This window comes from Salibacter sp. (assembly GCF_031581065.1).
Lineage (GTDB): Bacteria > Bacteroidota > Bacteroidia > Flavobacteriales_G > Salibacteraceae > Salibacter.
The window spans coordinates 107,559-131,610 of record NZ_JAVLBN010000001.1; the positions used below are offsets into that span (position 1 = coordinate 107,559).

The 24,052-nt window shown below is 40.1% G+C and carries 17 protein-coding genes; 11 read left to right on the forward strand and 6 right to left on the reverse strand.

Annotation, left to right across the window (positions count from 1 at the left end; genetic code table 11):
- Position 1: 1 nt before the first annotated feature.
- From RI557_RS00475 to RI557_RS00500, 6 genes are all read left to right on the forward strand, one after another.
- Positions 2–775, forward strand: a complete 774-nt coding sequence (locus RI557_RS00475; RefSeq protein WP_310667347.1) for an AMP nucleosidase — start codon at positions 2–4, stop codon at positions 773–775.
- Positions 776–777: 2 nt separating this feature from the next.
- Positions 778–1,776, forward strand: coding sequence for a DNA polymerase III subunit delta (holA, locus tag RI557_RS00480; RefSeq protein WP_310681357.1), 999 nt, complete (start codon positions 778–780; stop codon positions 1,774–1,776).
- An 87-nt stretch (positions 1,777–1,863) separates the two neighbouring features.
- Positions 1,864–4,167: a TonB-dependent receptor gene (locus tag RI557_RS00485; protein WP_310681359.1), complete on the forward strand. Its 2,304-nt coding sequence runs from the start codon at positions 1,864–1,866 to the stop codon at positions 4,165–4,167.
- A 93-nt stretch (positions 4,168–4,260) separates the two neighbouring features.
- Complete coding sequence (locus RI557_RS00490) at positions 4,261–5,901, forward strand: CTP synthase (RefSeq protein ID WP_310667350.1); 1,641 nt, start codon at positions 4,261–4,263, stop codon at positions 5,899–5,901.
- A 27-nt stretch (positions 5,902–5,928) separates the two neighbouring features.
- On the forward strand, positions 5,929–7,797 hold the full coding sequence (yidC, locus tag RI557_RS00495; RefSeq protein WP_310681361.1) for a membrane protein insertase YidC: 1,869 nt from the start codon (positions 5,929–5,931) through the stop codon (positions 7,795–7,797).
- Position 7,798: 1 nt separating this feature from the next.
- On the forward strand, positions 7,799–8,317 hold the full coding sequence (locus RI557_RS00500) for a DUF6438 domain-containing protein (protein WP_310667352.1): 519 nt from the start codon (positions 7,799–7,801) through the stop codon (positions 8,315–8,317).
- On the opposite strand, the gene RI557_RS00505 is transcribed toward RI557_RS00500, so the two are convergent.
- The 3 genes from RI557_RS00505 to RI557_RS00515 all read right to left on the reverse strand — a co-directional run bounded on the left by RI557_RS00505 (position 8,301) and on the right by RI557_RS00515 (position 13,206).
- Positions 8,301–9,050, reverse strand: coding sequence for an EI24 domain-containing protein (locus tag RI557_RS00505; RefSeq protein WP_310667353.1), 750 nt, complete (start codon positions 9,048–9,050; stop codon positions 8,301–8,303). The genes RI557_RS00500 and RI557_RS00505 overlap by 17 nt on opposite strands.
- 135 nt (positions 9,051–9,185) lie before the next feature.
- Entirely contained in the window at positions 9,186–12,725 is a 3,540-nt protein-coding gene (locus RI557_RS00510; protein WP_310667354.1) for a gliding motility-associated C-terminal domain-containing protein, read from the reverse strand.
- A 79-nt stretch (positions 12,726–12,804) separates the two neighbouring features.
- The gene (locus RI557_RS00515; protein ID WP_310667355.1) at positions 12,805–13,206 is read right to left on the reverse strand and encodes a hypothetical protein; all 402 of its coding nucleotides are present in this window, start codon (positions 13,204–13,206) and stop codon (positions 12,805–12,807) included.
- A gap of 176 nt (positions 13,207–13,382) precedes the next feature.
- Here RI557_RS00515 and mdh point away from each other — a divergent pair, with 176 nt between their 5' ends.
- Positions 13,383–14,315, forward strand: coding sequence for a malate dehydrogenase (mdh, locus tag RI557_RS00520; RefSeq protein ID WP_310667356.1), 933 nt, complete (start codon positions 13,383–13,385; stop codon positions 14,313–14,315).
- A 55-nt stretch (positions 14,316–14,370) separates the two neighbouring features.
- Here mdh and murB read toward each other — a convergent pair whose 3' ends face one another.
- Complete coding sequence (gene murB / locus RI557_RS00525; protein WP_310667357.1) at positions 14,371–15,384, reverse strand: UDP-N-acetylmuramate dehydrogenase; 1,014 nt, start codon at positions 15,382–15,384, stop codon at positions 14,371–14,373.
- Positions 15,385–15,523: 139 nt separating this feature from the next.
- Here murB and RI557_RS00530 point away from each other — a divergent pair, with 139 nt between their 5' ends.
- Positions 15,524–16,264 carry a formyltransferase family protein gene (locus RI557_RS00530; protein ID WP_310667358.1) on the forward strand — a complete coding sequence of 247 codons (741 nt, stop codon included), beginning with the start codon at positions 15,524–15,526 and terminating at the stop codon, positions 16,262–16,264.
- Entirely contained in the window at positions 16,261–17,361 is a 1,101-nt protein-coding gene (locus tag RI557_RS00535; protein WP_310681363.1) for a glycosyltransferase, read from the forward strand. Before RI557_RS00530 ends, RI557_RS00535 begins: the two co-directional genes overlap by 4 nt.
- Here the strand turns inward: RI557_RS00535 and RI557_RS00540 are convergent.
- The gene (locus RI557_RS00540; protein ID WP_310681366.1) at positions 17,334–18,224 is read right to left on the reverse strand and encodes a glycosyltransferase; all 891 of its coding nucleotides are present in this window, start codon (positions 18,222–18,224) and stop codon (positions 17,334–17,336) included. The two genes, RI557_RS00535 and RI557_RS00540, sit on opposite strands and share 28 nt — an antisense overlap.
- Positions 18,224–18,895: an ATP-binding cassette domain-containing protein gene (locus RI557_RS00545; RefSeq protein WP_310667361.1), complete on the reverse strand. Its 672-nt coding sequence runs from the start codon at positions 18,893–18,895 to the stop codon at positions 18,224–18,226. Before RI557_RS00545 ends, RI557_RS00540 begins: the two co-directional genes overlap by 1 nt.
- A gap of 171 nt (positions 18,896–19,066) precedes the next feature.
- Between RI557_RS00545 and RI557_RS00550 the strand changes: the two genes are divergently transcribed.
- Positions 19,067–22,195, forward strand: coding sequence for a tetratricopeptide repeat protein (locus RI557_RS00550; protein ID WP_310681379.1), 3,129 nt, complete (start codon positions 19,067–19,069; stop codon positions 22,193–22,195).
- Positions 22,196–22,197: 2 nt separating this feature from the next.
- Positions 22,198–23,952, forward strand: coding sequence for a hypothetical protein (locus RI557_RS00555; RefSeq protein ID WP_310681381.1), 1,755 nt, complete (start codon positions 22,198–22,200; stop codon positions 23,950–23,952).
- Positions 23,953–24,052: the final 100 nt, after the last annotated feature.

The window sequence follows — 24,052 nt, forward strand, 5'->3', positions numbered from 1 at the left end:
TATGCTTACAAAAGATGAAATTACCAAAAATTGGCTTCCGCGCTACACCGGTTCGGAGTTAAATGATTTTGGACAATATATATTGCTCACAAATTTTAATAATTACGTTGAAATATTTGCTGAAATAACCGGAGCTGAGATCAAAGGTAAAAATAAAGCGATGCCCAATGCTACTCACAACGGTGTCACAATAATCAATTTTAGCATGGGTAGCGCAAATGCAGCAACTATTATGGATTTGTTGAGCATTATTTCTCCTAAAGCCGTCTTGTTTTTAGGAAAATGTGGCGGACTCAAAAAGAAGAATAAAATCGGTGATATTATTTTACCTATCGCTGCCATTCGCGGAGAGGGAACATCTAACGATTATTTTCCGCCAGAAGTACCTTCACTACCGGCCTTTACTTTACAGCGAGCAGTTTCTCATACTGTTCGCGAATTTGGACTCGATTACTGGACCGGAACTGTTTACACCACAAACCGCAGAGTTTGGGAACACGATGAAAAGTTCAAAGACTATTTGCGTGAGTTGCGTGCAATGGCTATTGACATGGAAACAGCAACGATTTTCAGTGTGGGCTTTTTCAATAAAATTCCAACCGGTGCTCTACTCCTCGTATCTGACCAGCCAATGATTCCAGAAGGAGTGAAAACCATTGCCAGCGACAAAAAGGTAACCGGAAATTTTGTGGAAAAGCACATCCGTATTGGAATTGAGTCATTGATGGAAATAAAAGATAATCGTAAATCTGTTCGTCACCTCCGATTTGATTGATTATGAATTACAAGCAGTTAATAGTTGACATTAGACAACAAAAATTCAAGCCTGTATATCTTCTTCACGGTGAAGAGCCATTTTTCATTGATGAAATAACTCATGCAGTTGAAGAGCACGCTCTGTCAGAAGATGAAAAAGAATTCAACCAAACTATTCTCTATGGTAGAGATACTGATGTTGATCAAATCATAGAAGCGGCAAAGCGCTTCCCCATGATGGCTGAGCGGCAAGTTGTAATAGTAAGGGAAGCTCAAAACCTTAGACAACTCGACAAACTCGAAAGTTATGCTCTCAACCCAACATCATCAACAGTTTTGGTGATCGCTCACAAATACAAAAAGGTTGACGGCCGTAAGAAGTTTGCCAAAAACATCGCAAAAAGTGGAGTAGTATTTGAATCGAAAATCGTTTACGATAATCAGATCCCTGACTGGATTCAGAACTACCTGAAGAGTTCTGACTATCAAATAACTCCAAAAGCTTCCATTTTAATGGGGGAGTTCCTTGGTAACAACCTGGGGAAAATAGCCAATGAGCTGGACAAACTCAAACTAAATATTGAGCCCGGTTCAACGATTGACGAAAACGATATTGAAAAAAATGTTGGGATCAGTAAGGACTTCAACAATTTTGAACTTCAGAAGGCAATTGGAGCAAAAGATGTTTTCAAGGCGACTCAAATTGCTCGCTATTTCTCTCAGAACACAAAAGATCATCCTTTTGTAATGACGCTTTCAATATTGAGCAGTTACTTTTCAAAGGTGATGTGCATCTTTTTTGAAAAGAACAAAGACAAAAGACATCTCGCTGCAAAATTGAAAGTGAACCCGTTTTTTGTGGATGATTATTTAATCGCTGCTAAAAATTACAGCGGAAAGAAAGTACAGGAAAACATTTCGCTTATTCGAGAGTATGATGCGCGTTACAAAGGCGTAAATGCAGGAAACATTCCCGAGGGCGAACTGATTAAAGAATTCGTGCACCGCCTGATGCATTGAAAAACAGCATTTTTGGGAGATTCAAAAAAATTCTTGAATGCTGGGGCAAGTTCAATTACATTTGTCACCTTTCTTAAAAATTTGAGCATGCGAAATATCTTGTTAACCATTGTATTGTTATTCTGTGTGAGTACCCTCAGCTTAGCACAGGGAACGCTTAGAGGTTTTGTTTACGAAAAGGAATCTGGCGAGCCTGCAATTTTCACCAATGTTTTTCTCAAAGGCACGCAAATTGGAACCACAACCGATATCAATGGTTATTACTCGATTACTAAAATTAAACCCGGAACTTATACCGTACTCGCTACATCAATGGGTTTTGATACTGCTCGCGCTGAGGTAACAATTGAAAAAGGTGATATCACGAACCAAAAACTCTTTCTATCGAAGAGGGGTGTAACATTGAAAAGCTTTGAAGTTTCTGCAGAGAAGCAGGAGCGGAAGACGGAAGTGAAGATGTCTGTCCAAAAAGTGACTCCAAAAGAAATCAAGTCTATTCCGTCAATTGGTGGTGACGCTGATTTAGCTCAATATTTACAGGTGCTCCCCGGTGTCGTTTTTACAGGAGACCAGGGTGGACAACTTTACATTAGAGGTGGTTCTCCAATTCAAAACAAAGTATTGCTTGATGGAATGGTTATTTACAATCCATTTCACTCTATTGGGTTGTTCTCCGTTTTTGAAACGGACATCATGAAAAACGCTGATATCTATACAGGAGGATTTGGGGCAGAATACGGCACTCGAATTTCTTCCATCATGGATATCACCACTCGTGACGGAAACAATCAGCACCTTGCCGGTAAAGTAGGTATTAACACATTTGGTGGAAAAGCTATTTTGGAAGGCCCACTCAACAAACCTGATGAGCCTGGAGATAATTCAGCTTCCTTCATTCTATCAGCTAAATCATCTTACTTAGACAGATCAGACGATATCTTTTATCCATACATCGAAAACGAAGAAGGCTTGCCTTACTCCTTTACTGACCTTTTTGGTAAAATATCTTTCAATGGAAAAACAGGAAGTAAATTCAGTGCCTTTGGATTTAACTTTACTGATAAAGTTGACTACTCAACTTCAAAACTCGATTGGAATTCATCAGGAGCAGGAGCAAATTTTGTGCTTGTTCCCGGCAGTTCTCCGGTTCTGATCGAAGGTGCTTTTAACTTTTCTAATTACCTGATCGAACAGCAGGAGGCGGGCAGAATTCGAACTTCGGGAATCAATGGCTTTAATATGTCGCTCGATTTCAATTATTTCATGGGTGAGGATGCAATTGAGTACGGAGTCCAAATTCAGGGATTCTCAACTGAATTCAGCTACCGCAACACGCTAGACAGGCTAATTGAGCAAAACCAAAACACTACACAGTTAGCTGGGTATTTCAAGTACAAATTTAAGCGCGGCAAATTTGTGGTGGATCCGAGTATAAGATTGCAGTATTACGCTGCTCTTAACGAACTTTCTCCAGAGCCCAGACTCGGCTTGAAATACAACGCCACAGATAACTTTCGTTTAAAAGCTGCCGGTGGTCTCTACAGTCAGAACCTGATATCGGCACAGAGTAACCGAGATGTTGTGAACCTTTTTAATGGCTTCCTCTCAGCTCCAGAAAATCTACAGGATAATTTCACTACTCGCGATGGCGGAACACGCACTGTAGATTCGAAACTACAACGTGCTTATCACGCAATTGTTGGTGCTGAAGTGGATCTGACCAACAGCCTTACCGTTAACCTTGAAGGGTATTACAAATATTTCCCTCAACTCACTACCCTCAACCGCTACCGTATTTTCAATGAAGATCAGCCCGATCAACCTGATCGCCTCACGAAAGATTTCATTATCGAAGACGGCCAGGCTTATGGTGTCGATTTCAACCTAAAATGGGATTACAAGCAATTTTACCTGTGGGCTGTTTACAGTTTAACTTATGTTGATCGCTGGGATGGAGTGAGAACTTATAACCCTGTTTTTGACCGTAGGCACAATGTAAATCTTGTAACCAATTACACTTTTGGTCAGGACTTGCAATGGGAAGTTAGTGCTCGCTGGAACTTTGGTTCAGGATTTCCTTTCACACAAACTCAGGGTTTTTACGAGAAGTTTGACTTTAGCGGTGGAATTGGAACTGATTACACAACTGCAAATGGAGACCGCGGAATTGAATACGCAACAATCAATGAAGGACGATTACCATCGTATCATCGTTTAGATTTGAATATCAAACGAACTTTTGCACTATCTGTCAATACAGTATTGGAGGCTAACCTTGGTGTTACCAATGCCTATAACCGTGACAACATTTTCTACTTTGACAGAATTGAATACGAAAGAGTTGATCAGCTCCCTATTATGCCAAGTGCCGGACTGACACTCTCATTCTAAAAAAATAGCTTTTATTTAAAGGGTGGAAAGTCTGCCAGCGGAACAATTAATATTACCTTTGTCTCCCGTTAATCTTTAATTGATACCAGTAAGATGGCGGCTCCCTGTAAATACATTTTTGTTACCGGTGGTGTAACTTCTTCCTTAGGAAAAGGAATTATCTCAGCATCTCTTGCCAAGCTACTCCAGGCAAGAGGTTACAACGTAACAATTCAAAAATTCGATCCTTATATCAATGTTGATCCTGGTACATTAAACCCGTATGAACACGGTGAATGCTACGTAACCGATGATGGCGCTGAAACAGATCTCGACCTCGGTCATTACGAGCGTTTCCTCAACCGCCCAACTTCTCAGTCAAACAATGTGACAACAGGTAGAATATACTCTGCCGTTATCGACAAAGAACGAAGAGGAGATTATCTCGGTAAAACTGTACAGGTTGTACCGCACATCACGAATGAGATTAAGCGCAGAATTAAAATTCTGGGGAATACAGGAAACTTCGATGTTGTTATTACAGAAATTGGGGGAACTGTTGGTGATATTGAGTCACTTCCATACATTGAGGCTGTTCGTCAATTGCGCTGGGAACTCGAAAAAAATTCAATGGTCATTCACTTGACGCTAGTTCCTTACCTACGCGCTGCAGGGGAGCTCAAAACAAAGCCAACACAGCACAGTGTAAAAGAGTTGTTGAGTGCCGGTATTCAGCCAGATGTTTTAGTTTGCAGAACCGAGTATCATTTATCAAACGAAATCAGAAAAAAATTAGCCCTGTTCTGCAACATCAGGCAAAATGCCGTGATCGAGTCAATTGATGCTGAAACGATTTACGATGTTCCGATCCTGATGCAACAAGAACGCTTAGATGAAGTAGTTCTTCAGCGATTTGAACTTCCTGTTGAAGCTGAGCCAAAACTCACAAAGTGGAAGGAGTTTTTGCGCAAGGTTAAAATGCCAAAGCACGAATTAAAAATAGCTTTAGTAGGAAAATATGTTGAATTGAAGGATTCTTACAAGTCAATTGCTGAAGCCTTTATTCACGCAGGTGCACAAAACGAAACAGCAATCGATTTACAATGGGTACACTCAGAGTCGATTGAAAAAGATAATGTAAGAGAAAAGCTCGGAGAGATGGATGCTATTCTTGTAGCTCCGGGATTTGGTGAACGCGGAATTGAAGGGAAACTGAATGCCGTTAAATTTGCCAGAGAAAATAAAATCCCATTCCTGGGTATTTGTCTCGGAATGCAATGCGCGGTAATTGAATTTGGCCGAAATGTGTTGAACCTCGAAGATTGCCACTCGGCTGAGTTAAGATCATCTGCTAAAAATAAAGTGATCGACCTCATGGAGGAGCAAAAAAATGTCTCAGATAAAGGCGGAACGATGCGTTTAGGCTCTTACCCCTGCAACATTAAGCCGGGATCACTGGCTGCTGATGTTTACGGATCTGACCAAATACAGGAGAGACACCGCCACCGTTTTGAATTTAACAACGAATATCTGGAGCAATTTGAAAATGCCGGAATGATTGCTACCGGAACAAATCCAGAATCTGAACTGGTGGAAATTGTCGAGTTAAAAGATCATCCGTGGTTTGTTGGCGTTCAGTTTCATCCAGAGTATAAAAGTACCGTTGCCAACCCGCACCCGTTGTTTGTGAAGTTTGTTAATGCTGCGGTAAAAGAATTGAAAAACAAAAAAACCTCTAAGGCTGCTGTTAAATAGTACATTTGCAGCCAATTTATTTTGACTATGGACAGAAATGCTGTTATTGGATTACTCGTTATAGGTGCTATTCTGCTGGGATGGCAGTTTTGGATGCAACCTTCAAATGCTGAAATGGAAGCCATGCGCAAGAAGCAGGATTCTATTGAAGCTGTTGAAGCGAAAGAGAGAGTTGATGAAAAAGCTCAGCAAGCATCACAGTCAGAGCCGAAAGCTGAACAATCACCCCAGGTTCAGGACACCATTCAGGAAGCGAATAATGACTCCGTTGTAAACGTTCTCAATCAGCAAAAATACGGTAGCCTTGCTCCTTTTGGATCGGGTAAAAAAGAATACTACACTCTTGAAAATGAGCGAGTAATCATTAAATTCTCCAACAAAGGAGCTGTTCCGGTTGAAGCGCAGTTGAAGAACTACACTACTTACGACTCTCTTCCGTTGATGCTCTTCACGGAGAATCACAATACACTCAACCTCCAGTTTGATCATCAAAACAGAAAAATCAATTCTACTGAGCTCTTTTTTGATGTTGAGCAACCGAGTGACTCTCAGTTAGTTTTTAGCATGGAGGATGAAACAGGTGCGGCTCTGACCATGGCTTACACATTAGGAGCTAATGAGAATATGCTTCAATTTAGCATGAACCGCCAAAACATCGCTACAAATGATTTGCTTGTCAACTGGAATCAACTAGCCCCAAAATCTGAAAAAGCAGTTGATAATGAGCGTCAATACACAACTATCTACTACAAGATTTTTGGCGATGACGTAGATAATCTCACCACGATGGGTGATGAAGACAGCGAATCTCCTGAAGAAGACCTGAAGTGGATTTCATTCAAGCAGCAGTTTTTCTCCACTACACTCATAGCTGAAGACAAATTCAAAGCGACCAACTCAAATTTAGCTTACAATACTGCTAAAAGTGAGGAGTTCACAAAAGATATGTCGGCAACATTTACAATACCGGCCGGCAGTAATGGGAATTTTAAAATGTATTTGGGTCCTACCAAGTACAGCTTATTAAAGAAATACGATTTAGATCTCGAAGATCAGGTTGAGTTGGGATGGGCGCTCTTCCGCTGGATGAACCAAATATTGATCATCCCAACGTTTAACTTCCTCTCTTCTTTTAATATTCACATCGGGTTAGTGATTTTGATTCTCACGTTGTTTATCAAAACACTGCTCTTCCCCATCACTTACAAAACCTATTTATCGAGCGCCAAGCAGCGCGCTATAAAGCCTGAAATTGAAGAGATCAACAAGAAGTACGGTGAAAAAGATCAAATGAAGAAGCAGCAGGAAACGATGGCACTGTACCAAAAGACAGGTGTCAATCCGTTTGCCGGTTGTATCCCGATGCTCATTCAGCTCCCTATTTTGATCGCGATGTTCCGCTTCTTCCCTGCTTCTATTGAGCTCCGTCAAAAAAGCTTTCTGTGGGCAGATGACCTTTCTTCATACGATGTACTTTTTGATTTGCCATTTGATATTCCGCTCTACGGAGATCACGTAAGTGGATTGACAATTCTCATGGCTATTTCCATGTTCCTCACATCAAAGTACAATATGCAATCAGCTTCAATGGGAGGCGGAAACGCTCAGGCCAAGCAGATTCAGGCAATCATGATATACTTCATGCCTGTGATGCTCCTTTTCTGGTTCAACAACTACAGTGCAGGTCTCAGTTTGTATTACTTTACAGCTAACATGACAACGCTTGGACAGCAGTTTGTGATTCGCAAGTTCTTCATCAATGAAGATAAAATCAGAGCGAAAATTGAAGAGAACAAGAAAAAGCCAAAGAAAAAGAGTAAATTTCAACAGCGATTACAAGATATGCAAGAGCAACAGCAGCAAGGTGCTAATCGCAAAATGAGAAGAAACAAATAATATGCGCTTTACTCTTATCACACTTTTAGCTATTTCATTGAGTTTTACAGGGTGTAAAAACAGTGAAAAATCAACAGAAAACAAAAACGGTCAGAGCCAGTCCCAGCCAACCGCAAAGGAAGTAGTCAATGAAATGGACGACAACGAGCTTTTCGTTTCCATCGAGAAATCAGGTTGTTTTGGCACATGCCCGATCTTTAAGATGAGTATTAACTATGACGGGAGCGTAAAGTACATCGGAAGAAAGTATGTAGAGTACGAAGGTGTGTTTGAAGGGAAAGTACGCAAATCAACATTAGAGGAAATCGGTAACCTCATCGATAGCAATAAAATTATGGAAATGGACTCTGCCTATGTAGAGCCAAAAGTTACAGATCTACCAACAGTAACAACCGTAATCAACTATCGTGGTGAAAAGAAAAAAATCGTTGGCATGATTGAAATGCCTGAGGGACTGAAAGTGCTGAACAATTACCTCACAACCGTATCTGAAAACATCGAGCTCAAGCGTGTGAAGTGATTTCAGTTTGGCTCTGACCATCAACTTCCATAACAGCCAAAGTAGCTCCCACTGTACCGATGACAGCCGTAAAACCGGCTAACATTTGACCTACATACGGAATGAGTAAAAGTGCTGAAAACGGCATAGCCGTACCAATTGCCAATCCCTTTCTATTGGAAACATAACTCATCGATTCTTTCATCTTAAGCCCTTTGCGCTCGCTTGAATAGTCGATGAATGAAAACCCGTAGAAGTAAGCTGAAACTGCAAAAAGTAAAACGGGACTCAAGAACCCGAGAATTGGAATAAAGCCAATGATAACAATAGCCAGCGTAATAATCACTTCCAACACAAAGCTCCTGACACTTATAAATATTCCACGAATTACATCAATGAAAAATCGTTTAATGCTGAAAGGGTAATCCCTCCCCGTTGCAAGTTTTTCTGTTCGTTCACTCACCCACGCCAGGATAGGCGACATCAGAATAAGTACAATATACCCACCAAGATAAGCATATAAGAAGAAGAATAGGATTTTTAATACAATCCATATCAAAAACCAAACGATTGAAGAAATGGTCTCTGCTCCATCAAATTCCCACGAGCCAATTCCTAAAGCATCCTTAAGCCAATCAAAAATAGTGTCGCTCAATCCACTTGTTACGGAAAAGCCTAGGTAAAACAAGCCAATGTTGATCACAACCGGGAAAATGAAAAATCCCCACATATTGTGATCTTTGATAAAACTCATGGCTTTAATATTTGCACTAAAGCCTTTTACAAACTGTTTAAACCAATTCAAATCACTGTTATTTTAGTTCCCTAAAAAAGAAAAACCATCGCAAAGGTGCAATGGTTTTTCGAAAGTAAAATATGGTAGTAATCATTATCTGATCAACTTAAACTCTCCTCTTTCGTGTATTTCTCTTCCTCCTTCAAGCATGTATGAAATATCATAAACATAACTTCCATTTTGGGCTGGTTTACCATCTGGACCAATTCCATCCCAACCCTGGTTAGGATTATTGGTACTCCACATCACATTTCCCCAACGGTTATAAACGTAAAGAGAGTAGTTTTCCTTAGTTAACCCGTCACCTTTAGGAAGGAACGTATCATTAATGCCATCTCCATTAGGTGTAAACGCATTAGGAATCCAAATAGCCGATTTATAATCGATGAACACATCATTTATAGTTGAATCCACACAACCATTTTCGTTTTCTGCGATCAATTTAACAGCATATCTTCCCGTGTCAGCAAACAAGTGAGCAAACTCCAGGTTCTGACTGGAAATTGAGTCATTGATAAACCACTTGTAATAATCGGAATAAGCTGATTTATTGATGAAATTTACCTGCCCATCTAAAATAGTTGGATTTAGCGGATCAAATGAGAAATCGGCAATTGGTGTTTCAAGCACTTTTACCAGGCAAGGGAATGTCTTTTGGGTTAAGCATCCCAAGTCTGTGTAGATTTTAGCTTTGATATCATAACAACCAACACCCTGAAAAGTGTGACCGATTGAATCTTCAAAAACAGGCCTGTAGCCATCACCAAAGTTGATTTCGTAGTTAAAATCAGGCATGATCGTATCAAAAGCAAATTTGAATTCACCCGGTTTACAAACCTGCGGCTGATCAACCAGTAAGTCAAAGTCTTTTTGGTTTCCAACTGTAATCGTAATCGAAGTAGAATTGGTTGGAGTCAAACAGTTATCACTAACAGTTACATTATAAGTCGTTGTAGTTTGCGGAACAACAGCATGTACTTTTCCTGTATCTAATCCATTATCCCACACGTAAGTGAATTCTTCATCACCTCCACGCCCCTGTGCGCTTAGGACAGCACTTTCACCGAGACAGATAGTATCATCCCCATTAGTTGCAATTTTCAACTGATCATAGCCACCAACCTGTATAAATACTGAATCTACACGTGTTGGAGAGCCACATCCATCATTGATTGCTACATCAACATAACCAGGTTGTTGAAGAGGAGCTGCACCTAAACTATCAGATCCCCAACCGTTTTCCCAATTATAGGTGAAGTTACCATCTCCGCCTGTTGTATTTGCAAGGATCAGAGCCGTATCTCCGGGACAAATTGTATCAGGTGAGTCAAGACTTACCCGAATTGAATCGCGCACAAATATTGTAACTGAGTCAACTGCCGAAGGGCAATTATTTGAATCAGTTGCTACAACTTCATAGGTTGTCGTAACAATAGGTGAAACATTCAATGGCGAGCCATTTCCTGTATTTGTCCAATTGTAAACATAGCCCCCATTTCCTCCTGTAGCCTGAGCAGAAATCGATGTGGAGTTTGAAATACAAATTGTGTCAGAACCAGATGCCACAACATCTATAGAATCTGGTGAAGGAATATTCGTACCAATAGTATCCAGACAACCTCTCGCATCAGTTACAAACACAGTATTTGTATCAGAACACAATGAATTAGGGATCTGATTAGTATCACCATTCGACCATAGGAATGAGTAAGGACTCGTACCGCCAGAATTAATATTCACCGTTGCTGATCCATCACAAAAGTTACCCGCACACGAAATAGCTTTAATATCACTAATAGACAACTGCATTGGTGGAACTTCATTGACCTGAACATTATTATAAGCAAAGCAACCTATACTATCCCGAACCTCAACAGTGTATTGTCCTTGCGGTAAGTTAAATAGTGTATCAGCTGTAAACACCGAATCGACTTGCGCGATTGTGTCACCATTTTGATCAGTCCACGTATACCACCACGGAGCCGGACCTAAAGAATCTACAGGGTTAGCTACTGCATAACCCGTACTATCTCCCGGACACCCTACAGGATAACTCGTCATGTTAGGTGGTACAGCTTCACAGCACACAGGTTCCCAGGGAGGACGAACAAATACGGAAACAGTAGTATCATAAGTACAATCAAAGCTATCTCTGAAGAATAAAGTGTATTCGAGAGTAGTATCAAAAACAGTTGGTTCAACAGTCATTGTATCTCCCATTGTAGTTGAAGAAAGTACATCATTATAATTGGAATCTACAATCCAGCCAAGACTATCAATACCAGGCTCATAAGTCAAGATATTTGATGGATAAAGATAACTCTGGAAATTAATCCCCCAGGCAAAAATGAATCCATTATCAATAAAAAGATTATCGGTGATTTGAATTTGCCATGTACCGTTTAATGGGCAACCAACTAAGTTAGTTAAAGGTTGGTTTGATGTGTAAGAACCTGCAGGTAATGTATTCCCAGGAGCATTAGTACAGGCATCTTGGGCAAATACTGGTGGAGTACCCAACATTGTTCCATAAGTAGGATTTACAGTAGGAAAACTGTAAATATATCCATTTCCAGGAGTAAGAGTTGTGTTATTATCACATGGTTCACCTAGCCAGGTTCCTCCACCACCAGGATAAGGTTTTAGTATTGAACTCTGGTTATTTGGACATATAATCTCTATTTCAAGATCTCCTATATAGGAGTGTTCAATATCTAACCAAACATCAATAATATCTGTAACAGTAGATACCGTAGCGCCAGGAGCAAAATCATTGAACGTTAAAGTTGAACTGTAAGACACGCCACTTCCATCTGGTAAATAGGTCGTGCCAGCAATTTGTGTTGGTGTAGCATTTGACCATTCAACTGGTTCAACGTTTCCTTCAAGATCAAAAGATTCTCCAAAACAAATTGTGTCAACTGTTGCAGCTGTACTATCGAAATGAGGTGTAGTAGATACCCGTACAGGTATTTCATTATTCAAAGTTGAACTGCATCCATTAGAATCAACAGCTATCAATCCAACAATTTGTCCCATGGCACTGTCAAATGGTATTTGAACTACCTGACCTGAATCCACAATGTTATTCGTAGAATCGATATACCAGTAAAATGATGTAGTACTTGCACTTTGATGATAAAAGGTATCATTTTCAGGAAAACTAACTCCTGCAATAAAGTCGACCGTATCATCCTGACAAATATCAATGAAACCACCAGTTGAATCAGGGAAAGTATTAGCTATTGTAGGTATAACTTGCTGACAGGGAAAATAACAGTTAATATCAGCTATCCATCCAGAGGCGTTATTGTTGTTATTTGAGATAAAAACAATTGTCAAACAACCATTTTGACTAACATTGGGATTCGCCTGTATTACACCAGGATTATTGACATTTTGATCAAAGGTTCCTATCAATGTTTGGGCATTATATGTAGTCCCTTGATATACTTCCATAATATCACCCGCTCCTAAATTGAAGCTTGTAAATATAAGCTCAGGTAGCCCCGTGTTAGGACCTGGGCAAATGGTTAATGTATCGTTAGCATTATTTGAGTAATTCCCCGAGTTACCTCCATCGTCAAAAAAGTTACCGTTACAGCCAGTCATTGTTACATTTCCAGTGTGCATGGTGATGTTTTGCTGAGCACTTAAATCTATCGATAAAAGTGACAGAAAAAAAATAAATATGCTAATACTTCTTTTCATCTTACTTCTCCTCCTTTGAACTCGCTTTAAATTGCTCGAGCAATTCATCATGTGAGTAAATTATGAGTACTTCCACCTCACCGGGAACTCTCAAATAAACTCGTTCATCTAAGTCATGTTTCCCTGTATACTTCAGTATATTAAATTTCTCAGGAGTACTCCAATCTGTATCATTTGGAAAATAGGAACTTGCTAATTCTAATTCTTGCAGTTTTTCGGTGGGAACCGTTTCAAATGAATAGCCATTTTTTGCTTTGAAGTCAAGCCAACTCAAGACGTTTGCCCCTTCGTGCTTCTCCACAAATGAAGTGCCGTAAACCTCCTCAACACGCGGATCAGGGCTCTGACCGTTAACAGCTAATGTCAGTAAAAATGCTATAATAAATCCAAGTATCCTTATCATAATTTCAAGCTATCATTTCATTAATTAAACGTAATGAAACGTGAGGCGTTGGCTGTAAACTTTGACTAAAGTATTAAAAACCTCGCAAGTTAGTGGCAAATGACTGCCGTGGAATAGGCTATTTTTTTAATTTTGACCTCGTTAGAATAAAAACAAAAATAAACGATAAATTTATTATGAAAGTAACAGTTGTAGGTGCCGGTAACGTAGGTGCTACTTGCGCAAATGTTTTGGCTCACAATGAAGTAGCCAATGAAGTTGTTTTAGTTGATATTAAAGAAGGTGTTGCTGAAGGTAAGGCTCTCGATATGTGGGAAACCAGTCCGATAAACCTTTACGATTCTCGTATCACTGGCTCAACGAATGATTATGAAAAAACTGCCGGATCTGAGGTTGTGGTAATCACTTCTGGTATTCCACGTAAGCCGGGCATGAGCCGTGACGACCTTATCGCGACTAATGCCGGTATCGTGAAATCTGTTACTGAAAATGTTGTAAAGCATTCACCTGATGCTAAAATCGTTGTCGTGGCTAACCCACTTGACGTGATGACTTATCAGGCTTTCCTCAGCTCGAAGAAAGATAGCCGCGAAGTATTTGGTATGGCTGGAATCCTCGATACAGCGCGTTACCGTTCTTTCCTCGCGATGGAATTGAATGTATCGCCTAAAGATATTCAGGCTGTATTGATGGGCGGACACGGAGACACAATGGTTCCGCTTCCACGTTACACAACTGTTGGTGGTATTCCGGTAACTGAATTGATCAGCAAAGAAAAACTCGACTCTATCGTTGAGCGTACTAAGTTTGGTGGTGGTGAGATTGTAAAACTTCTCGGTACTTCAGCATGGTATGCTCCGGGAGCAGCAGCTGCTCAAATGGTTGAAGCGATCGTAAAAGATCAAAAGCGTGTATTCCCTGTTTGCTCTTGGTTACAAGGCGAGTACGGAATGAAAGACCTTTACCTTGGCGTTCCCGTTGTGTTGGGTAAAAATGGTATTGAGCGTATCATTGAACTCGACCTCAACGATGACGAAAAAGCTCTTCTCGAAGAATCTGCAAAATCAGTTAAATCAGTACTTGACGTACTTGATGGAATGGATATCTAAGGGAGAAAAAATCTTTTATACTAAACCGCAAATGGCGAGCAAATGCTCGCCATTTTTATTTGATGATATTCACTTCCCTTTCGAGTTTCACTCCGTATTTGGAGTCTATATCTTCAATGATTTTTTCACTGAGCTGGTAAATTTCTTCTCCGGTTGCCCCGCCATAATTTACGAGCACTAGTGCTTGCTTTTTATGTACACCATAATGACCAAAAGTTTTTCCTTTCCACTCGGCCTGATCAATTAACCAACCAGCAGCCAGTTTTACTCCTTCATTTACTGGATAAGCAACAACATCAGGATGTTGTTTTTTCAATTTCTCATAAAACTCTTTTGTCACAATAGGATTTTTGAAAAACGAACCGCTGTTTCCTATTTCTTTTGGATTGGGGAGTTTACTCTGCCTGATGTTGATGACAGCTTGAGAAACGGTTTTAATAGTTGGCTTTTCTCCCATCTTTTCAAGTTCTGTCTCAATTGCTCCGTAACTCGTATTGAGGTGAGGTGATTTCTGTAATCTGAAGTAAACTCTTGCGATGACATACTGATTTCGTAAGCTCGTTTTAAAAACACTTGATCGGTAACCAAACTCGCACTGTTCCTTATTAAAGGTACAAATTTCACCAGATTCTCGATGAACAGCTTCGAGTTTCCAAAAGGTCTCCTTCAACTCAACTCCATAAGCCCCAATATTTTGCATCGGTGCGGCTCCAACACTTCCCGGAATTAGTGACAGATTCTCAACTCCTCCCAGGTTCTGACCAACAGCCCACATAACGAAATCGTGCCACACAACACCTCCGCCAACTTGAACAAAAACCTCATCGCTTGATTCGTCAACAATTTCGATTCCCGGAATTTCATTCAGAACCACAAGCCCATCCACATCATTGCGCAAAAGCATATTGCTCCCACCTCCCATCAACAACACATCCTTACTTTTGAGTTCTCCCTTTTTGGCTAACTCCTGTAAATCTTCAACACGTTCAACTTTCACCAGCCTACTCGCACGAGCTTTTATCCCAAACGTGTTGTACGGACTCAAATCAATATTCTTCTCAATTATCATAATGGCTCTATTACATTTCAAAGCTAAATCAAACCTTAGCTCGACACTTTCAATCACAAAAACTTTTATAAACCACTCCCTGTGAACGCGCTATTTAGTAGGTTTGTGAGCGGTGAGTAAGATTCGCAAAATAGCATTTTTGGGCAGTAAGGCTATTGGAGCATTTTGTCTTTCAGAGTTGATCAATAGAAAGGATGAGCTCAAGGCTGAAGTCGTATCTGTACTGACAAAAGCTAACAAACTCGATTCCGGTGAAACCGTTTCGTCATTAGCCAAAGAGAACAAAACTCCGGTTCTGACCAGCCTTGACGACTTAAAAAAAATCGATGATCTCGATATCATTATATCGGTTCAGCATCATGAAATTTTACGGTCAGAGCACATCGAGTTAGCAAGCCAAATTGCTGTGAACTTACACATGGCTCCACTTCCCGAATACCGCGGATGTAACCAGTTCACATTTGCAATACTGGACGAAGCCAAAACTTTTGGAACCTCGCTTCATCGATTAGAGCCGGGAATTGACAGCGGAAGTATTTTGTTTGAAAAGCGTTTCCCAGTTCCTGAAAAATGTACAGTCAAAGAACTGTACAAAAAAACAGTTGAAGCCTCTAAAAAGCTCTTCAGCGAAAAAATTGAAGACTTGATTCATGGAAATTACACTCCTGTTTCACAATCAGATCTCGAAGAAGAAAGAGGCTCATCTTACCATTACCGGCACGAGATTGATGAAGTCAAAAAGATTGATTTAAACTGGCCTAAAGAAAAAATCGAAAAACACATTAGGGCAACGCACATGCCTCCATTCCCTCCACCCTATGCAATTAAAGACGGCCAAAAAGTTGAATTGACCCTCGACAAACTCGATAAAATACAATGACCAAAATCGTTTGTACCGTCACTACTGATCTCAATTACGATCAGCGGATGAAGCGTATATGCACCTCGCTATCCACTGCCGGATATGATGTACTTCTTGTTGGTCGAGAACGTCCTTTCAGTGAGCAATTGACCAAACAGCCATATAAACAACATCGATTAAAAGGCTGGTTTGAAAAAGGCTTTTTATTCTATGCCGAATACAACATCAGGTTGTTTTTCTTTTTATTGAGTCAAAAGTTAGACGTTATCAATACAATTGACCTCGACTCAATTGCAGCCTGTTATTCAGCATCCAGAGTTAAAAATAAGACCATCATTTACGATGCTCACGAGTACTTTACTGAAATGGAAGAAGTTGTTGAGCGCCCTTTCGTCAAAAAAGTATGGACTCGAATTGAAAAATGGACAGTCCCTAAAATCAAATTTGGATATACTGTTTCAAGAGGTTACGCCAGGCTTTTTAAGGAGAAATACGGAGTTGATTATCAAATCGTGCGCAATGTTAGTGAACGAAAACCTGATCCTGATCCCATTCAAAACGACCGACCTTACATCCTGTATCAGGGAGCTGTCAATGTTGGTCGGGGTCTGAAAGAGCTTATTCTCGCGATGCATCAAATCAATGATCACGAACTCATCATTTGCGGACTGGGAAATGCTTACGATGAAATGCGAGAGCTTGTGAAAAATGAAAAACTGGATTCTAAAATTACGTTTAAAGGCTATGTCGATCCCGATGAATTAAAACGGTTTACAGTGGGAGCCAAACTCGGCTTCACGCTATTCAGCAATGCCGGCCTCAGTAATCAACACTCCCTGGCAAATCGTTTTTTCGATTATTACCACAGCGGAATTCCACAAATCGCGATGAAATACCCAGAATATGAAAATTTCAATAGGGAGTTTGAAGTAGCAAAACTGATTGATTCACTGGATCCTGAAACACTTGCCAGTGCAATCAAAGAAGTCTTAGAAAATGAGCAGTATCGTCAACAACTAATCGAAAATGCTAAAAAAGCACGTGAAGTTCACAACTGGCAAAAAGACGAAAAAACGTTGCTTGAGGTTTATGAACGAGCTTTATCTGCCCGATAAAGCCAAATCAGTTTCAGCAAATCAAAATAGCCAATCTTTGGTTTTGTGGCAGATATCAAATTCTGCTCAAAACCTTTTTCAAAAAATCTCAAAACCGGAATGAAAGGTTTCATCTTTATGTAAGTCTGCAATAACAAGCTATCCCGTGTTTTTAATTTTCCGCTTTGCCAAAGATTGAAAAGTGACTCAACGGCTATTTTTGACTTGTCCAGGAAAGCACTATTTGTCTCCAGCCCGATGTGATAAACAGCATTATCTATATGCTGAATTTCAACTTTTTTACGCTGCAATTCTTTTCCAAACACAGTGTCTTCGTGGCCGTATTCGGTTAATATTTCGTCAAACCTGACTTTTTCAAAAGTACTTTTCAGAATTGCAAAGTTGTTAGCTGCAAAACCATTGTAAGGGTTTTTATTTCGGTCAGATCCAGAGCGTTCCTCGCGGGCTTTACCATAATACCAACGGAGCTTTCCTTCAGCCGGCATTTCATCTCTGTATTTTGTTCCGCCAACGATAACCTCAGCTTCGTTCTTTTCAATTTCTCTCAAATAATTTGCGATAAAGTCAGAATCGATATCAGAATCTGCATCCAGAAAAATAAGCCAATCACCATTTGCTTCGGTAGCGAGATAGTTCCTGACAGATGCCCTCCCAATATCTTCTGCTAACACAAGCTGCTTTGCACCTTCGAGTTGATTTGCTTCTCTGTTGAGCTCAATATGTTCGCTGTCGCTACCATCTTCAGCAATGAGCAACTCAAAGTCAGCTTCGTCAAGGTTCTGACCGAGTTGATCAATCAATTCTTTCGCAAAAGGAACGAGCGTGTAATTTTTTACCGGGATTAGAACCGACAACCTCATCATCAACTCATTTCAACCCTACCATCTTTGCACGTGATGGTTTTGGATTTGTACTTTTCCATGAGTGCATAATCATGCGTTGCCATGAGAACAGCTGTTCCATTCATGCTGATATCACTGAGAAGATGAATGATTTTATCTGATGTTTCAGGATCGAGATTTCCTGTTGGCTCATCAGCGAGAATTAGCTCGGGTTCGTTGATAAGCGCTCTTGCAATAGCTATGCGTTGTTGTTCACCACCTGAAAGTTGATGAGGCATACTTGGGCCTTTATCCTGCAAGCCAACCTGAGTGAGCACTTTATCTATTCGTTCTTTCATCTTTTTCTTGTCTGTCCAGCCAGTGGCTTTCATCACAAAAACAAGATTTTGATTAACTGAGCGGTCCATCAATAATTGAAAATCCTGAAAAACAATACCGAGCTTTCTGCGCAAAAAAGGAATTTCTTTCTTTTTCATTTTTTTGAGTTGATAGCCGGCAACCTGTCCTTCGCCTTCTTTCAAGGGTAATTCACCGTAAAGTGTTTTGAGCAAACTACTTTTACCGGATCCGGTTTTACCAACCAGGTAAATAAACTGACCTTTATTTACCTGAACATTAACCTCCTCAAGGACAGTAGTCTTTCCCTGATTTATTTTACCATTATTAATTTCAATTACCGTGTTTTCGCTCATCTTTCAGGTTTTGCACAAATTTAGCATTAATGGACACATGAATACGATAACCTGTGTCTTTTGCGTTCAACAGTTTTAGGTTGAAAACTAAAATAAGCCGCAACTATACTCTGGGCTTACAACTGTAATTTTACACCTCAATAGATTGGCAATAATACTGTCCATTAAGTTATGAGAAAAGCAGTTTTACTACTCCTTATAAATACGGTTTGTTTGATCGGTTTTGCACAACAAACTGAAGTTCGCGTTAGTGATATCAAAGATTACAACGAGGGACTGAATCTGTATGAAAAAGAAAAGTACAGTGCAGCTATCAAGTCGTTTGAAAAAGCTCAGGAAGAGGTTGAAGACCCTACATCTGAAGTTTATTCAAACTCGGCTTATTACAAAGCATTGAGCTCTCTCAATCTTTTCAACAGGAACGCTGCTTACCTTCTCAAAAAGTTTGTTCAGGATTACCCTGAGAGCCCGAGGGTTAAAAATGCTTACTTCCAACTTGGAAAATACTACTACCGCAAAAAAGACTGGGAGGATGTGCTTTACTGGTACGATAAGCTGGATTTCCTGGATCTGACCAATAAAGAGAGTCACGAGTTTTATTTCAGAAAAGGATACGCTCTCTACCAACTTGATTCTCTCACTAAATCGAAGCAAAACTTTTACGAAATAATTGATGTACCTAACCTGTACTATGCTCCGGCTAACTATTATTACGGTCAGATCGCTTATGAGCAAGGCAAGTACCAAACAGCACTAACGCGTTTCAAAAAAATTGAGAAAGACGAAAAGTTTGAGCGAATCGTTCCTTACTACATCACACAACTTTACTACTTGCAGGAAGAGTATGATTCACTCATCAGTTACGGAAAGCCATTTTTAGAAAACCCCGGAACAAAAAGACAGGATGAAATCTCCAAACTCATTGGTGAAGCTTATTTTGCCCAGGAAGATTACAACAACGCTATTCCTTACCTTGAAGAATACATCAAAATAAGCCGCGCTGCCGAAAGACAGGATTATTTTCAACTCGGTTTTGCCTACCACAAAACAACAGATTGCGAAAATTCCATCAAGTACTTGCAACGGGTTACTTATGAAAAAGACTCACTCGCTCAACAAGCGAATTATTTACTTGCCGAGTGCCAGTTAAAACAGGGCAACAAAAAAGCAGCTCGTAGTAGTTTTTACGATGCTTCACAAATGAAGTACAACGAGGAAGTTGCTGAAGACGCATTGTTTTCATTCGCACAGTTATCGTATGAGTTAGATTACGATCCATACAGCAAAGCTATTGATGCTTTCATCCAATACCTTGAAAAATACCCTGATGCAATTAGGAAAGAAGAGGCTTACAATTATTTAGTTAATATCTACCTCAACTCTAAAAACTATAGATCGGCAATCGCTTCACTCGAAAACACCAAAGACCTTGATCCAAGGCTGGAGAAAGTTTACCAAAAACTACTTTACAACCTGGCGACAGAAGAATTCCAAAATGGCCAGTACAACGAAGCTTCCGAGACTTTCGAAAAAATAACAGAAACAAAAGGCGACAAAGAAATCTCAACCAAATCGCACTATTGGAAAGCTGAAGCACTTTACAGGCTCAATCGTTACAACAGTAGTATAGAATCCTACAAAGCATTTTTATTTGAGCCTCGTGCAATTCTGCTCGATGAATTCAAACCGGCTCATTACAATATTGGATACGCCTATTTCCAGCAAGAAAAATACACTGAAGCTGCCAACTGGTTTAGGAAATACATCAACAAAAAAGAAATTGACAGCCTTAAACTCAACGATGCTTACATTAGGACTGGTGACGCTTATTTCGTAACAAAACAATACCTGCTCTCGCTCGAGTATTATCAAAAAGCGCTCAACCTCAAATTACGCGATACAGATTATGTCCTTTATCAATACGCTCAGGCAAACGGAGTACTCAAAAACCCTGACGAGAAAATAAGACTCCTCACAAAGCTAGTAGATGAATACCCAAACTCTGATTATTTTGCTGCGGCATCCTATGAACTGGGACGCAGTTATCTCAATAATCAAAACACAGATAAAGCCCTTCAAACATTTGAAAACATTGTAGAAAACTACCCCTACAGTCCGTATAAAAAACGTGCCCAGGTTAGTATAGGTCTCATTTATTACAATCAGAGCCAAAACGAGAAAGCACTTTCCATCTTCAAAAAAGTGGTTGATGAAAACCCGAGCTATTCTGATTCCAAAGAAGCGATGCGAGCCATCAAAAATATTTACAAAGAAACCGGTCGCGTTCAGGAATACGAGGATTACATCACCGGACTCGATTTCATGAATGTTAGCGATGGCGCTCTAGACTCGCTCAATTATGAAAGTGCAGAGCTTCAGTACATGGCTTCAAATTGTGGTCAGGCCGTTGAAGACTTCAAAGCTTACCTCGAAAAATTCGACCAACCGATTTTTGAGAAAAACGCCAATTTCTACATCGCAGAGTGCCTTTATAAAAAGAACAACTTGCCAGAATCAATGGAATACTACCAGCTTGTTGCTGACGAGCCAATCAACAAATTTTCAGAACCGGCAATCAGCAAAGCCGCTTATCTCAATTACCAAAACGAGAACTACATCAAAGCTCACCGCTATTACGAGAAACTGCAACGTATTGCGCAATACGAGGAAAACAAACAGCAAGCCATTATCGGGTTGATGAGAACTTCCTTTGAACTCGAAAAATATAGCGATGCTATCCAGTATGCCCGCCAGGTGAAAGACATGCAAAAAATAAAAGAACCCCTATTTGTTGAATCGCTATTCACCATTGCAAAAAGTCTTGAAGCATCAGGGCAAAAAGATAAAGCGATGGAATACTACACTTCTGTTACCGATACCACTCAAAATCAAAAAGCGGCAGAATCAAAATACAGAATTGCGAGCTTGCTTTACGAACAAAACAAAGCAGACTCGTCACAACTCGATACTGCAAAGAAAGCAGTATTTAAACTCATTAACCACACTCCAACTTACGACTATTGGCTGGCTAAAGGACTAATTCTTTTGGCAGATATCTACCTCGCACAGGATGACTCATTCCAGGCCAAAGCCACTCTTGAGAGTGTTTTAGAAAACTACGATGGTGACGAGGCGGTTCTGACCGAAGCACAGAATAAACTCGATAAAATCATCGAAGCTGAAAATCCTCAACCTGAGGAACAGGAAGAAACAGAAATCGATTTATCCATCGACTCGGTGAATTACGAAAAACTCATGCCTGAGGAAGAAATGAAAACCGAAGAATGGGAAAACGAATAATCATGAGAACAAGAGCAACAATCATATTCGCGCTTTTATTGACGTTTGGCATCAATGGTTTTGGTCAGATCCAGCGAGGAAATGGCGACACCTTATCAACAGAGAATGTCATTATAGTGAAGGAGTTTGAACCCACAATTTCAAACGCCATTAAAATCACAGACTCACCCAAACGACTCGATGTAAAACCCGAGAAAATGGAGTTTGATTACAAGTTTATTCCAACAAACTTTCAAACATCATACCTGCCTGATACCATAAAAGCAGCGCGCATAAAAGGAGAGCCACTAAACAGGCTTTACCGCGGCTATGCAGAATTGGGCATGGGGAATTACCTCACTACATACGGAAAAGTGAGATTGAACAACACTCGTTCGCGAAATGGTCGTTGGGGAGTAGCACTCGATCATTTATCGAGCCAGGGCGAAATTGAAGATGTCCCATTTAGCGGATACAGCAATAACAGCGCATCAGTTTACGGAACTCGCTTTTTTAAATCGCACCAATTAAAAGGAGATGTAAATTACAGTCGCGATGTTCATCACAACTACGGTTATCCTGAATTTTTCTCCGATAGTGTTATTTATGATTATGATGATATCGGAAAAGATGAGATCAAAAGGATTTACAACAACTTAAACGCAACAGCGAGTTTTGCCAGCTTCCATGCAGACTCACAAATGGTAAACTACCGCTTTGATGCAGAGTACGACTACCTTTTCACCAGCCTTGATGATGCTGTCCAGGAACACCACGTAAAACTCAACTCAACATTCAGTCGCTATTTTGGATCTGAACTTGGAGTAATTGATATCAATACTGATTACAATGATCAAACGATCTATGATTCTGCATACAATGATCCCAACCTCTTTGTTGAAGTCAACCCTAAAATTGAAGTAAAAGGAAAAAAATGGCGGGCAAAGTTTGGGATAAGCGCCTTCATCGAAAATGAAAATGAGACAGATTTCCGTTTCTACCCTGATGTTTTTGTGAATTACAACATTTACGAAGATTACATTATTCCTTATGCCGGTATTGATGGTGGTTTAGAACGCGTAAACCTCAATTCACTACGCCAGGAAAACAGATTTGTAGCAACTCGATCAACAGTTGAAAACAAGAATACTCGCTATAACTTTTACGGTGGTGTACGCGGTGCATTTACATCAGAGCTTTCCTTCAACTTAAAAGCAGCTCGCAAACAAATTGCCAACAACCCGTTTTTTGGTGTGCAAAATATGTTTACCCCAACATCAGTTGATGAAATCTACCGCGATAATGGAACATTCAACGTGGTTTACGATACAATGAATGTAACGCAATTAACTGCTGAAGTTTCTTACTTCCACGCAGAAAAGATCAATGCAACAGCGAGAATTGATTACTACAGTTACGACCCAAACAATTTGCCAAAAGCATGGCACATGCCTAAATTTAAAGCTACATTGAGTGGCCGTTACAATATGCGCGATAAAATAATTGCAACAGCAGATATTTTCGCTGTAACAGATCGCTATGCACAAACACTCTACGAATCTAACTCTGATGAACAGGTAGCCAATGGAATTTATGCACAAAAACTGCCCACTTACGTAGATATAAACCTAGGTATTGAATACCGGTACAACAAGAAAATTAGTGCGTTTCTCAAAGGTTACAATCTCGCATCCATGCAATACAATCGCTGGATGAATTATCCCGTTCAGCGAATATCAGTACTGGCGGGCTTTACCTACAGTTTTTGGGGCGATTAAGAGACTGTTAAATTCATGTTGAAAAGTTAGGTCTAAAGGTTCGGTCAGAACCACTCGTATGGCGTGCAGAATGTTATCTTTGTGTGAATTCATGCTATAA

Bases quoted from the DNA above. Each gene is read 5' to 3' on its own strand.
- murB (WP_310667357.1), bottom strand. From the start codon at position 15,384: ATGATAATTGAGAAGAATATTGATTTGAGTCCGTACAACACGTTTGGG.
- RI557_RS00490 (WP_310667350.1), top strand. From the start codon at position 4,261: ATGGCGGCTCCCTGTAAATACATTTTTGTTACCGGTGGTGTAACTTCT.
- RI557_RS00475 (WP_310667347.1), top strand. From the start codon at position 2: ATGCTTACAAAAGATGAAATTACCAAAAATTGGCTTCCGCGCTACACC.
- RI557_RS00515 (WP_310667355.1), bottom strand. From the start codon at position 13,206: ATGATAAGGATACTTGGATTTATTATAGCATTTTTACTGACATTAGCT.
- RI557_RS00550 (WP_310681379.1), top strand. From the start codon at position 19,067: ATGAGAAAAGCAGTTTTACTACTCCTTATAAATACGGTTTGTTTGATC.
- RI557_RS00545 (WP_310667361.1), bottom strand. From the start codon at position 18,895: ATGAGCGAAAACACGGTAATTGAAATTAATAATGGTAAAATAAATCAG.
- yidC (WP_310681361.1), top strand. From the start codon at position 5,929: ATGGACAGAAATGCTGTTATTGGATTACTCGTTATAGGTGCTATTCTG.
- RI557_RS00535 (WP_310681363.1), top strand. From the start codon at position 16,261: ATGACCAAAATCGTTTGTACCGTCACTACTGATCTCAATTACGATCAG.
- RI557_RS00505 (WP_310667353.1), bottom strand. From the start codon at position 9,050: ATGAGTTTTATCAAAGATCACAATATGTGGGGATTTTTCATTTTCCCG.
- RI557_RS00540 (WP_310681366.1), bottom strand. From the start codon at position 18,224: ATGATGAGGTTGTCGGTTCTAATCCCGGTAAAAAATTACACGCTCGTT.
- RI557_RS00485 (WP_310681359.1), top strand. From the start codon at position 1,864: ATGCGAAATATCTTGTTAACCATTGTATTGTTATTCTGTGTGAGTACC.
- RI557_RS00510 (WP_310667354.1), bottom strand. From the start codon at position 12,725: ATGCACACTGGAAATGTAACAATGACTGGCTGTAACGGTAACTTTTTT.
- mdh (WP_310667356.1), top strand. From the start codon at position 13,383: ATGAAAGTAACAGTTGTAGGTGCCGGTAACGTAGGTGCTACTTGCGCA.
- holA (WP_310681357.1), top strand. From the start codon at position 778: ATGAATTACAAGCAGTTAATAGTTGACATTAGACAACAAAAATTCAAG.
- RI557_RS00555 (WP_310681381.1), top strand. From the start codon at position 22,198: ATGAGAACAAGAGCAACAATCATATTCGCGCTTTTATTGACGTTTGGC.
- RI557_RS00500 (WP_310667352.1), top strand. From the start codon at position 7,799: ATGCGCTTTACTCTTATCACACTTTTAGCTATTTCATTGAGTTTTACA.